This is a genomic window from Comamonas suwonensis (genome assembly GCF_012844455.2).
Taxonomy (GTDB): domain Bacteria; phylum Pseudomonadota; class Gammaproteobacteria; order Burkholderiales; family Burkholderiaceae_C; genus Comamonas; species Comamonas suwonensis.
This window is the reverse complement of the sequence record NZ_JABBCQ020000022.1, coordinates 40,585-52,775: the sequence shown is the minus strand read 5'-3', so window position 1 is coordinate 52,775 and position 12,191 is coordinate 40,585. Positions and strand designations below refer to the sequence as shown.

The window sequence follows — 12,191 nt, the reverse complement described above, 5'->3', positions numbered from 1 at the left end:
CAGAAGACGATGAGTTGCTTCGTGCCGTCAGCGACCGTGTGACGTTCATGCACATTCCCTCACAGTGCAGAGATATGCAAATCGATGACGTGTGGGGCATCGACTGCGAGTTCCTGATGTTTGCAATGCCGCATCCGCAAGAAGAGGGGGCAACGGCTTGGCTGCTCATCCCGGGACCAGACAACCGAGCCATCTCTTCCAGGCAGACGGTGCAGGACTACCAGTTCGCAGAATTAAAGAGAGCGGCGGAAGACTTGGGCCTGCAAGACGAATAAGAGCCAAAGCCGCACTGATTCATGTGGTTGAGGTCCTTCATAATCCAGCCCCTACTGTTCGAGACATCTACCTTTCATCATGGATAAATTGTTGCTGCAGCAGCAGGTGCTGGAACGGCTTGCCGAGGACCTTCTGCAAGCCGATCAAGCAGCGCGGGCGGCTCATGAAACAGCGACTCACGAAGAAAACATCGCCGAAAACAAATACGACACCTTGGGTCTAGAAGCCGCCTACCTGGCCACTGGCCAAGCGCGTCGCGCCGAAGCCATCCGCCAGGCGATAGCCCATTGGCAACAGTTTCGTCCACGCCCCTACAACGCCAGTGAAGGTATACAGCTCGGCGCGCTGGTCTGTTTGGTGGATGCCGGCAACAAGCCACAACAGCTCTTTCTCGGCCCGGATGGAGGAAGCATGAAGCTGGTCTGCGGCTCTGAGCTCGTTCAGGTCATCAGCAGCAAAGCCCCCTTGGGCAGAGCCATGCTGGGCAAGTGCGAGGGTGATGAGGTATCGATACCGGTCCAGCAGTTTGAGGTGCTGTGGGTTCATTAAACCGCAAGCCCGTTCATGCGGAAGTGAGCAGAAACTGTTTCTCCCAACCTCTTGAGAGGACTCGCGGCCGATACAGAGTCATAGCAGGGCGGTCTGCGCTGAAGATCTCAGCAGGCAGGGCGGCAAGTCCGGCCAAGCCGCAGCATCCTGCTGTGCCAATGCCCGCAGAGCCTTGTGAATTTTCATTCGATGCGGGGCTTAGACTGCTGCTTCATGTTGACGCTCACGCAATTTCACTCCCAGTTAGCCGAGGGATCGCTGGCCGGTGCCCGCCATATCCGCATCAGCGACGCACTGACGGAGTTTCCGCAGGCGCTGTATGCCCTGGCCGACTCGCTGGAGATTCTGGACCTGTCGGGCAACCAGCTCAGCCAGCTCCCCACCGACCTGCCCCGTTTCAAAAAGCTGCGCATTCTGTTCGCCTCGAACAATCCGTTCACCGAGCTGCCCGCCGTGCTGGGCCAGATGCCCGAGCTGGAGATGGTGGGCTTCAAGGCCTGCCAGATTGCCCATGTGCCCGGGCAAAGCCTGCCGCTACGCCTGCGCTGGCTGATCCTGACGGACAACCGATTGCAGGAACTGCCCGAATCCATAGGCCAGTGCGCGCGCTTGCAAAAGCTCATGCTGTCTTGCAACCCGTTGCAGCAACTGCCCAAGGGTCTGGTGCGATGCCAAAAGCTCGAGCTGCTGCGCATTGCCAGCAACCGTTTTGAGCAACTTTCAGAGCTGATCTTTGCACTGCCGCAACTGGCCTGGTTGGCCATGGCAGGCAACCCTATCACTCAAAAAAGTGAGCTACTAGCGCTTGATGAACATGGGGCAGAGGCCATTTCTTATCAAAACTTGCAGTTGGGTGAAAAACTAGGCGAAGGCGCCAGCGGCCACATCTACCGCGCCAGCCATGCAGGCCACGATCTGGCACTGAAGGTTTTCAAAGCCGCCCACACCAGCGACGGCACGCCGCAATCTGAACTGGCAGCGGGGCTTGCGGCAGGCAGCCACCCCAATCTGCTGACGCCACTAGGCCCGGTCAGCGACCTGCCCGAGCAGCAACTGGCCATGGCTATGCCGCTGTTGCCAGCCGCCATGCAGGCACTGGCGCAGCCCCCCAGTTTTGATAGCTGCACACGTGATGTCTACGCCGCTGACCAGCGTTTTTCGCCGCAGGCTGCCCAGCACCTGCTGCAAGGCGTGCAAAGCGCTGTCGCCCACCTGCATGCGCGCGGCGTGCTGCATGGCGATCTGTATGCGCACAACATCCTCTGGAATGCGGCAACGGGCGAAGCCATGCTCAGCGACTTTGGTGCCGCCGCCCTGCTGCAATCACTGCCCCCAAAGCAAATAGCGCAGCTGCAGCAGATAGAACTGCGTGCACTGCGCCATTTGACAGCGGAAGTTCAGGCCCGTATGGCCTGATCCAGCGCCTTATTGCAGAAAACCGGGCTTGGCGTAGCCGGCAAACTTGCTGTCCACCACGGCCTTGAACTCGGCAGACTTGTAGGCCTCGGCCAGATCCTTGGCCCAAGTTGCGTTCTTGTCCTTGGTCTTGACGGCCACGATGTTCAAATACTGCTCGGGCGTCTTCTCCAGCAGCACGGAATCCGAGAGTTTCAGGCCCGAGGAGATCGCAAAATTACCGTTGATGATGGCGTACTGCGCATCGTCGAGGGCACGCGGCAGATGGGCGGCGTCCAGCGGCACCAGCTTGATCTTCTTGGGGTTGGCAGCCAGATCCAGCTCCGAGACGCGCAAAGGGTTCACGCCCTCCTTGAGTTTGACCAGGCCAGCCTGCTGCAACAACAAAATGCCGCGCGCCAGATTGCTGGCGTCATTGGGCAAGGCCACGCGGTCGCCTTCCCTGAGATCGACCAGGCTTTTGCGCTGCTTGCTGTAGACGCCCATGGGGGCAATCGGGCCCTGCACCAGAGCCGTCAAGTCCAGTTTGCGGTCGCCTTTGAACTGGTTGAAATACACCTCGTGCTGGAAGAAGTTGGCATCCAGCGAACCATCAGCCAGCGCCAGATTGGGCTGCACATAATCGTTGAATTCCACCAGTTTGACCTTGTAGCCCTTCTTTTGCAGGATGGGGACGATGCCCGCCTGCAGCTGGTCGATGTTCGAGCCCGCCGTGCCGCCAATCACCAGCTGCTTTTTGCTGGCATCCTGGGCCGCCGCCGGCAGAGCCGTCACAAGCGCTGCGCTGCCGGCCACGGCCAGTGCCGCAACTGCCAGAAAACCACGACGTGCCCGCACAGCGGAGAAGGGAAAGTTCATGAAATGCTCCTGTTGTTTCTTGACTGAAATCTCTTGAGGCCTGGGCCTTGAAAACGACGGCGAAAAGCACCGGCTCAGTACAGTATCAAGACAATAGAAACAATCTCAAAACAATAAGAATCTATCTCTTTATCTTCAAAAGAATATAAAGACTAAGCTTCAGCATTGCACCTGGACTTTCTGAGCGAGCGCACATCCTTCATGCCGCGAAGTTCGGTCTTGGATTCCTAATTGAGGGCCCTTCCCGCTCCATCAGCAGGTCCACAAAAGCCTTCACCTTAGCCGGTCGAAACCGTGCTGCCGGAAACACCGCATGAATGCCGCCCGACGGCAAGCTCCACGGAGCCAGTACCCGAAGCAACCGTCCAGCCTCCAGATCTTCGGCAATCGCATAGTCGGGCAAGACCGACAGCCCCGCACCTTGGCGCACCGCTTCTCGAACAGCAAGCGTTGCATCCAGCGAGATCACAGGATGGACGAGCACACTCTGGGCACCCTGAGTCTGATGGGAAAAATGCCAATGCACGGGATCACGCAGCGCGGTATTGGCAACGAAAGGCAGCGTCGCTATCTCACCGGGTTGCTTCAGGCTCTGAACCTCAGCGCCCCAGGAAGGCGCAGCCACCAGCAATTGATGGAAGCTGCCGATTTGCCTGGCCTGCAGATTCAGCTCCGTCAGCCACCCCACGCGAATTGCCAACTCCACCTGCCCAGACAGCAGATCCAGTGACTGATCGCTGAACACCGCATCCACCTTGCATTGCGGATAGCGACGGGTGAACTCCGCGATGGCAGGAACCACCGCCGTGATGCCATAGTCCAGCGCCGCCGTCAGCCGCAGCGTGCCCGAAGGCTCGGCCGCCACTTCAGCCAATTCGTCGAAGGCCTCGCCCGCCTCTTTGAGGATCAGCGCACAGCGCTGGTAAAACGCCCGACCAGCGTCTGTGGGCGCGACCTTGCGCGTCGTCCGTGTGAGCAGGGTCGCCCTGAACTCACGCTCCAGCCGCGCCACCTGCTGGCTGACCACGGCCTTGGTGATGCCCAGGCGATCGGCTGCAGCCGTAAAGCTGCCCGTCTCCACCACGGCCGCGAAATACGCCAGCCGCTTGAGGTTGGCGAAGTTGCCCGAGCTGGCCTCCTTGGTATTGTTTGCTATTTGCATACAGACTATCTATTTCATCGCTATTTATTTGTCAATGACTTGTTCCTACCATCACTGCATCGCCTGAAACCAAGCCTGGCATCTGCAAAACCTGCATGGCCGGCTCTGGAATCAGTCCTCTTCTGAGCTTTGACAGGAAACCGCCATGCTGACTCGTCGCCACTTCGTTCTCTCCGCCACCGCCGCTGGCGCGGCCACCGCTCTGGCGGGCTGCGCCACCCCATCGAGCAAGGCCGATGCGCCCTTGCAATGGATGCATCTACCGGCCGGTGAAAAAGGCTTCTTCCGCGCTCCGGTGCTTCTGAGCGGCGAGCGGGAAGCCATGCTGATCGACGGGGGCTTCTCTCTGCCCGATGGCCGCGCCGCCGTGGAAGCCATCAAGGCTTCCGGCAAGACGTTGACCACTATCTACATTAGCCAGAGCGACCCCGACTATTACTTCAGCCTGGGGCCCGTCAAGGCAGCGTTTCCCCAGGCCAGAGTGATTGCCGCATCTGACACGCTGGCCGCCATACGCGCCAATGTGCAAAAGAAGATTGACACCTGGGGCCCTCAGCTCAAGGAAAACGGTCCACAGAAGCTGGCCGACATTGTCTTGCCCGAGGCCTTCGATGCTCCATCGCTGACGCTGGAAGGCAAGACCATCGAGATCGTGAAAGCCCAGAACATGGACAACCGCCGCTATCTGTGGGTGCCGTCACTGAATGCCGTGTTCGGCGGGGTTCTGATCTTCTCGGGCCTGCATGTCTGGACAGCCGATACGCCGACCCCAGCGGCTCGCGCCGCATGGATCAAAAACCTGGAAGCCATCGCCGCGCGCCAGCCCGCCGTGGTGGTGCCCGGTCATATGTCCGCCCAAGCGGCGCTGGATATCTCTGCGGTCCATTACACCCGCGACTATCTTCTGGCCTTCGAGCAGGAGCTGACCCAGGCTGCCAACAGCGAGGCACTGATTGCAGCCATGCAGCGCCGCTACCCTGATGCGGGCTTGGCTGCAGCGCTGCAGATCGGCGCAAAGGTTGCCAAGGGCGAAATGAAATGGGGCTAATTCCCCCAAGGATACGAATATGACAAGCAACCTGGATCTCATCCGCGCGACCTATGAAGGCGCGCCGCAGGACAACGGCAGGAATCTACTGGCCTTGCTGACCCCGGATACCCGCTGGACGGAAGCTGCTGGCTTCCCCTACGCCGGCTGCTATATCGGCCCCGAGCAGATCCTGGGCGGAGTGTTTCAACGCCTGGCAACGGAATGGGAAAACTACCAGGCCCGGGCTCACACCTATCTAGCCGATGGAGACCAGGTGGCGGCCTTTGGCGTCTACTCGGGCATTTATCGCGCCACCGGTGTAGCCATGACCGCGAGCTTTGCCCACCTCTACCGCCTTGACAATGGAAAAATCGTGAGCATGGAGCAGGTCGTGGATAGCCATACCGTGCGGCAAGCACTGCTACCAGCCTGAACATTCGCTCTTGCCGCCCCATCTGCCATGAACCCAAACACCGACGAGCTGCGCCGCATCCTTGACCTGCTGCGGCAAGGACAGTGGAATGCCGCACATGACCGCGTGCAACAGGTCGAAGGCCTGCTTGCAGCCTGGCTTCACGGCATTCTGCATTGGCAGGAAGGTGATCTGGAGGATGCCGAAAACTGGTATGAGCGTGCAGGAAGGCGCTTTAGACAGCGCGGCACGCTGGATCAGGAGTTGACCGAATTCGAGGCTGCACTGCACAGGCCGGGCGCCTGAGTCAGGCGAAGGCCCATGAAAAAGGGACCGGTAGAGCCGGTCCCTTTTTGCAAGCCAACGGCTTGTTCCGTTTCGCTTATTTCAGGAAAGCAGGCTTGGAGTAGCCGGGGAACTGTGTATCTACCACAGCCTTGAATTCAGGCGAGCGATAGGCTGCAGCCAGATCCTGCGCCCATTGCGACTTTTCATTGCCAGTCTTCACGGCCACCACGTTCAAATACAGATCGGGGGTCTTTTCCAGCACCACGGCTTCGCTCAGCTTTAGGCCGGACGAAACGGCAAAATTACCGTTAACCACCACGTAGTCAGCATCTTCCAGCACGCGGGGCAGTTGGGCGGCTTCCAGCGCCACGAACTTCAGCTTGTGAGGGTTGGCGGCCAAGTCCAGCTCGGAGATACGGGCTGGGTTCACGCCCTCCTTGATCTTAACCAGGCCGGCCTGCTGCAGCACCAGCAGTGCACGCGCCAGATTGCTGGGGTCATTGGGCAAAGCCACCTTGGCGCCGCTCTTGATGTCAGCTAGGCCCTTGTGCTTTTTGCTGTAAACGCCCATGGGGGCCACGGGGCCCTGAGCAATCGCGGTCAGCGCCAGCTTGCGGTCGGCGGTGAACTGGTCAAAGTAAGCACGGTGCTGGAAAAAATTGGCGTCGAGCGAGCCGTCCGACAGGGCGAGATTGGGCTGCACATAGTCGTTGAACTCGATCAGCTTGATCTGGTAGCCCTTTTTATGCAGCTGAGGCAGGATGCCTTTTTGCAACAGGTCAAAGTTGGAGCCAGCGGTGGCGCCAATCAGCAGGTTTTTCTTGGCTGCGTCTTGCGCCATGGCAGGAGCGCCCAGAGTGACGGCAAAGGCCAGAGCAGCAGTCGCCAGCACGGTACGGCGGTTAGCGGCAAAAGAGAAATGGGCAGACATGAATCACTCCTTGAATTGAATGCGCTTTCGCAGCACAGTCCTCATTTATTTACCGCGCTGCAACAATGTGAGTAAGTATGAACCTTCTTAGAGCACACTCTTAAGAATAAAAAACCATCTGTTTATCTTTAAAAGCATATAAAAAATCTCCGGGAGCCTGCACATGACCTCTTTCTCTTCCGTTCAAGACCTGCTGGACCACCAAGGCCATATCGCCCGCGTCAAAGGCATTCGCGTGGGGCAGTTCACCAATGCGCGCCGCCCCACAGGCTGCACGGCAGTGCTTTGCGCTGAAGGGGCTGTCGGCGGCGTGGATGTACGTGGTTCAGCACCGGGCACGCGTGAGACGGATTTGCTGCATCCAAGCAATCTGGTCCAGGAGGTGCACGGCATCATGCTGGCAGGTGGCAGCGCCTGGGGGCTGGACGCCGCCACGGGGGCCGTGCGCTGGCTGGAAGAGCAAGGGGCAGGCCTGAACATTGGCGTGGGCCGCATTCCACTGGTGCCGGCCGCCGTGTTGTTTGATGTGATGCTGGGCGATATGCGCATACGCCCCGATGCAACCGCGGGCTTCGTCGCCTGCCAAAGCTCCCACACCAACCGCCCCGCCGAAGGCAGCGTAGGCGCAGGTGCCGGAGCTGTGGTGGGAAAAATTTTTGGCCATGAGCGCGCCATGAAGGGCGGCATTGGCACAGCCAGTTTTACCGTGGATGGCGTGACCGTAGGTGCCATCATTGCCTGCAATGCGCTGGGCGATGTGTTCAACCCCTTCAATGGCGAACTAATGGCGGGAGCACGTAGCGCTGACGGTCAACAGTTGCGCAGCACGCGCGATGCTTTGCTGGCAGGCGAAGAGCCCCGCCCCATTTTGGCTGGCAGCAACACCACGATTGGTGTAGTCGCCACCGATGCCATCATCACCAAGGCGCAGGCCCATCGATTGGCCGTCGTGGCCCATGACGGACTGGCCCGTTCCATTAACCCCGTGCACACCATGAGTGATGGCGACAGCCTGTTTGCACTAGGCACAGGTCAGAGTAGTAAAAGCCTGGGAATGATGACGCTGAGCACGCTGGCAGCAGAAGCTGTTGCCGTGGCAACGGCCCGCGCTATTTTGCTGGCTCAGTCGGTGCAGATCGCGGGACAGGCAACGCTGCCTAGCTATCAAGATTTCAATGCAAAAAACTAGGTCATTGTCTCAAGACGACGTAGCTGCCCCTGCGTCAGCAACTTGTCGCGCATCCGCCGCGTCATAGACTGGGTGCTGCCATCCTCTGCGGTAAAGAGAAACAGGCTTTGTTGCGGGCTGACCCAGGTCAGCTTGGTGCGTAGCTGCTGGCGCTCGTTGCGCAGCTCTACCCAGGTGCCCAGCGGCCATTCGGAAGGATCAGCGCCACTGGGCTGCGGGACGTGAGCTGGCGCAGGAGTAATCACCGGTGCAACCATGACAGCAGGCTCTCGCCTTACGGGCTCAGGCTTGAGCGCGAACTTCACTGCTGGCTTGAACTTGTTCACGGGCTTGGCTTCAGGCTCAGAGGCGAAATCAAACACCACATCCATCATCTCAGTCAAAACCGGTGGTGACGAGTCCAAACCCGCATGCACGGTTTGCGTCACCCCATCGAGCCCAACCAGCATGCTCGGCAACTCATCCAGCACCCCCGTCGGGAAAAAGCTCTCTGAGCGCGAAGATGCGGTTTCGGCAGCATCCAGAACACGCTGCTGCAAGCTACCCAGACGAGCTGCCAGCGCCGCAATCTCAACATCCGTACGGCCCACGCCACGCAGACCCCGCGCCAAACGTCGCTGCAGCTTGGGGGCAATGGTCACCAGCCGCTCGACATCCCGAGCAGCCTGAGGCGACACGCTCCAGAGCAAACTGGGCACCAAGGCCAGATACCCCCCAGGATCACGCTCCTGAGCAGCACCACCCTTTAGCAAAGCCTGTTGCTGCGCCTGTGCAATGACACCAGCCCAAGGGCCGGTCACAAAATCCAGAATATCTTCAGGCACGCCTTTGGCACTGGGCAGGCTACGAATCATCTGCGCCAGTTGCGCTGCATCGGGCTGCGCCTGCTCCATCGCTGCACCCACCATCTGGCGGTCTACCAGCCCCAAGGCCGAGCTCATCAACCCTTGCTGGGTAGATTGCTCGCCATCTGCCTGCGAGCCCAGTGCTGCAATACGGCTCATCCGCCCTTCCGGCGGCCACTGCTCACGCACATATTGCAGTGCCTGCGAAAACATGGCTGCATTTACCTGAGCAAGGCTAGCGAGCTTTTTCGCGGCCGTTTCGGCCACGTCGATAAAGTGCGCAAAGCCCAACGCAGATTCGCTGGAAAACCACAGGCTGCGCGCCGTCAGCTCATCGAGCAATTGCCGCGCCGGATGCATGCGATCGTCAAAAAAGCTACGGTCATGCACCACCAGGTGATGCAGCACAGGCTCCAGCTGTTGCAGCACTTTTTGCACTGCGGGCAGCAAACGTCCGTCGCTGGTCATATGGCTCATCATGCGCTGCAGCGTACGCATATGAATCAAAGAGATGGGGGCTTGGCTGGGCTGCGCCGGTCGCAACCCACCCAAAGAACTGGATACCCAGGGCTGATGCGTGGTCTGCAATGCAGAAGCGGAGTACGAAGTCCAGCCCGGCTGCAGGCCTTGCCCACGATCTGGCATCGCGATGGGCGCAGTCTCAGTCGCCGGCCAGCCCGCCAGCATGGAATCGGTCAACGACTGCGGCACGGTGTAGCGCATGTCGTCAATCCAGCGCAGATCTGATGCCATTTCCTGCAGCAAACGCAGGGTCAGCAGGCACCGAGGTTGGGCATCAACGTCTGCGCCATAGCGCGCAGGCTGCACGCCTTGCTGACGCAACAGATTAGCGGCGCGGGAATATTCGCTAACAAGTAACGCGCCCAGTTGCTGTTCCATGAACTCACGCCAGCAATCGGCCACTTCTGTAGTGGGCTGCAATGCCGTCAATGACTGGCTCAGGGCACGTACATAGTTTTCCAGTCGCAGCGGGTTGCACTCCGGCTGGGCTGATTCCAGACCCTGAGCGCCACTCATCAATGCATCCAGATCGGCCAGTGCCAGCTCGACCTGCGGGGAAACCAGTTGCACCAGCTTGTGCTCAGCCTTAAGCTGACGACTTGCTGACTCTGCCATGGAAGCCAGCGGCAAAAGAGGCCCGTTGACAGTGTCCAGGGTCTGGACACTAAAGGAAAAAGGTTGGCGCGCTGACAGAATCAATGCTTCAAGCAAATTCTGCGGGAAGCTGTTGATGATCGATGTCCGGTGCTGCTGCAGATTGTGCAACGCCGCACTGAGCACATCGCGCCTGACAGAGGAGAAATTCGTTGAGAGCGTCTGCTCCAACGCATATTCGGTGCGCTGCAATAAACGCAGCGCGAATGCATCAGCGCTACGTACTGCCTGGACTAGGCATGTACGCAGCACGGAGACAGATGCATGTGCGAGGCTCATAGCCCCTAAGAATACCCGCTCCAGCCGAGGCTGGAAGCATTTTGTCGTTACTTCAACGCTTTGTAACGCATGCGCTTGGGTGCAGCACCCTCAACGCCCAGGCGCTTCTTCTTGTCGGCTTCGTACTCTTGGTAGTTACCGTCAAAGAACACCCACTGCGAATCGCCTTCAGCGGCCAGGATGTGGGTAGCAATACGGTCCAGGAACCAGCGATCGTGAGAAATCACCATCACGGTGCCGGCGTATTCCAGCAGCGCATCTTCCAGCGCACGCAGGGTTTCCACGTCCAAGTCGTTCGACGGCTCGTCCAACATTAGCACGTTGCCGCCCTGAATCAGGGTCTTGGCCAGGTGAAGACGACCACGCTCACCACCGGAGAGGTTACCGACCTTCTTTTGCTGGTCTTGCCCATTGAAGTTGAAGCGACCGGCGTAGGCACGCGAAGCCATCTGGAACTTGCCCACGGTGATGATGTCCAGACCACCGGAGATGTCCTCCCACACGGTCTTTTCGTTGGCCAGCGCATCGCGGTGCTGGTCCACAAAGGCCATCTTCACGGTCTGACCAATGTCCACGGTACCGGAATCAGGCTGCTCGACGCCAGCGATGAGCTTGAACAGTGTCGACTTACCAGCGCCGTTAGGGCCAATGATGCCGACGATGGCGCCGGCTGGAATGTTCATCGACAAGTTATCGATCAGCATGCGGTCGCCAAACGACTTCGACACGTTGTTGAACTCGATAACCTTGGAGCCCAGACGCTCTGCCACAGGAATAAAGATTTCCTGTGTTTCGTTGCGCTGCTGGTATTCGTAATCGCTCAGTTCCTCGAAGCGTGCAATACGCGCCTTGGACTTGGCCTGACGGCCCTTGGCGTTCTGGCGCACCCACTCCAGCTCCTTCTTCAAAGCCTTGGCGCGGGCTTCTTCACCCTTTTGTTCAGCTTCCAGGCGGTTGCCCTTCTGGACCAGCCAGTCAGAATAGTTGCCCTTGTAAGGAATGCCGTGACCACGGTCCAGTTCCAGAATCCACTCAGCAGCGTTATCCAGGAAGTAGCGATCGTGGGTAATCGCCACCACAGTGCCGGTAAAGCGGTGCAGGAACTGCTCAAGCCAGTCAACAGACTCAGCGTCCAAGTGGTTGGTAGGTTCGTCAAGCAGCAGCATATCGGGCTTAGACAGCAGCAGCTTGCACAGTGCTACGCGGCGCTTTTCACCACCAGACAACTGACCCACGATGGCATCCCAAGCGGGCAGGCGCAGCGCATCAGCAGCGATTTCCAGCTGGTGCTCGGAGTCTGTACCCGCGGCAGCAATCACCGCCTCCAGCTCGCCCTGCTCTGCGGCCAGCGCATCAAAGTCAGCGTCTTCTTCAGCGTAGGCTGCGTAGACTTCTTCCAGACGAGCCTTAGCGTTGTTCACCTCGGCCATGGCTTCTTCGACGGCCTGTCGCACGGTGTGCTCGGGGTTGAGCTGAGGCTCCTGTGGCAGATAGCCGATGGACAGGCCCTGCATGGGGATAGCTTCGCCTTCGAACTCCTTATCCACGCCAGCCATAATCTTCAGCAGCGAAGACTTGCCCGAACCATTCAGGCCCAGCACGCCAATCTTGGCGCCAGGGAAGAAGCTCAGCGAAATACCTTTCAAGATCTGGCGCTTTGGCGGCACCGTCTTGGTCAGCTGATTCATCGAAAAAACGTATTGAGCCATGTTCGAATTGCTTTGAGTTGCTTGGATTTATGCAAAAAAGTGTGCCGCATTTCACGGCAAACAAACCATGA

12 protein-coding genes are annotated in these 12,191 nt (G+C 58.9%); 7 read left to right on the top strand and 5 right to left on the bottom strand.

Going from position 1 to position 12,191, the window contains the following annotated elements; translation table 11 throughout:
• The 3 genes from HF327_RS19705 to HF327_RS19695 all read left to right on the top strand — a co-directional run.
• The coding region (locus tag HF327_RS19705; protein WP_206764486.1) for a hypothetical protein at positions 1-275 on the top strand (275 nt) is incomplete at its 5' end.
• A gap of 79 nt (positions 276-354) precedes the next feature.
• Entirely contained in the window at positions 355-825 is a 471-nt protein-coding gene (locus tag HF327_RS19700; protein WP_198462077.1) for a GreA/GreB family elongation factor, read from the top strand.
• A 213-nt stretch (positions 826-1,038) separates the two neighbouring features.
• A complete protein-coding gene (locus tag HF327_RS19695; protein ID WP_198462076.1) occupies positions 1,039-2,241 on the top strand; it encodes a leucine-rich repeat-containing protein kinase family protein in 1,203 nt (400 codons plus the stop codon).
• 9 nt (positions 2,242-2,250) lie between these two features.
• Here HF327_RS19695 and HF327_RS19690 read toward each other — a convergent pair whose 3' ends face one another.
• Positions 2,251-3,099, bottom strand: coding sequence for a MetQ/NlpA family ABC transporter substrate-binding protein (locus HF327_RS19690; protein WP_198462075.1), 849 nt, complete (start codon positions 3,097-3,099; stop codon positions 2,251-2,253).
• Between the two features lie 199 nt (positions 3,100-3,298).
• Positions 3,299-4,261 (bottom strand): LysR family transcriptional regulator, encoded by a 963-nt coding sequence (locus HF327_RS19685; protein WP_198462074.1) that lies wholly within the window; start codon positions 4,259-4,261, stop codon positions 3,299-3,301.
• Between the two features lie 145 nt (positions 4,262-4,406).
• On the opposite strand from HF327_RS19685, the gene HF327_RS19680 reads away from it, so the two are divergent.
• From HF327_RS19680 to HF327_RS19670, 3 genes are read left to right on the top strand one after another with little or no spacing between them, the layout of a single operon-like run.
• Complete coding sequence (locus HF327_RS19680) at positions 4,407-5,309, top strand: MBL fold metallo-hydrolase (RefSeq protein ID WP_198462073.1); 903 nt, start codon at positions 4,407-4,409, stop codon at positions 5,307-5,309.
• A gap of 19 nt (positions 5,310-5,328) precedes the next feature.
• Positions 5,329-5,724, top strand: coding sequence for a nuclear transport factor 2 family protein (locus HF327_RS19675; RefSeq protein WP_198462072.1), 396 nt, complete (start codon positions 5,329-5,331; stop codon positions 5,722-5,724).
• A 27-nt stretch (positions 5,725-5,751) separates the two neighbouring features.
• Complete coding sequence (locus HF327_RS19670) at positions 5,752-6,009, top strand: hypothetical protein (RefSeq protein ID WP_198462071.1); 258 nt, start codon at positions 5,752-5,754, stop codon at positions 6,007-6,009.
• A gap of 76 nt (positions 6,010-6,085) precedes the next feature.
• Here HF327_RS19670 and HF327_RS19665 read toward each other — a convergent pair whose 3' ends face one another.
• A complete protein-coding gene (locus tag HF327_RS19665; protein ID WP_198462070.1) occupies positions 6,086-6,922 on the bottom strand; it encodes a MetQ/NlpA family ABC transporter substrate-binding protein in 837 nt (278 codons plus the stop codon).
• Positions 6,923-7,085: 163 nt separating this feature from the next.
• On the opposite strand from HF327_RS19665, the gene HF327_RS19660 reads away from it, so the two are divergent.
• Positions 7,086-8,111, top strand: coding sequence for a P1 family peptidase (locus HF327_RS19660; protein ID WP_198462069.1), 1,026 nt, complete (start codon positions 7,086-7,088; stop codon positions 8,109-8,111).
• Here HF327_RS19660 and HF327_RS19655 read toward each other — a convergent pair.
• Both HF327_RS19655 and ettA read right to left on the bottom strand, forming a co-directional pair.
• On the bottom strand, positions 8,108-10,411 hold the full coding sequence (locus HF327_RS19655; RefSeq protein ID WP_198462068.1) for a DUF1631 family protein: 2,304 nt from the start codon (positions 10,409-10,411) through the stop codon (positions 8,108-8,110). The genes HF327_RS19660 and HF327_RS19655 overlap by 4 nt on opposite strands.
• A 47-nt stretch (positions 10,412-10,458) precedes the next feature.
• Positions 10,459-12,120, bottom strand: coding sequence for an energy-dependent translational throttle protein EttA (ettA, locus tag HF327_RS19650; RefSeq protein WP_198462067.1), 1,662 nt, complete (start codon positions 12,118-12,120; stop codon positions 10,459-10,461).
• Positions 12,121-12,191: the final 71 nt, after the last annotated feature.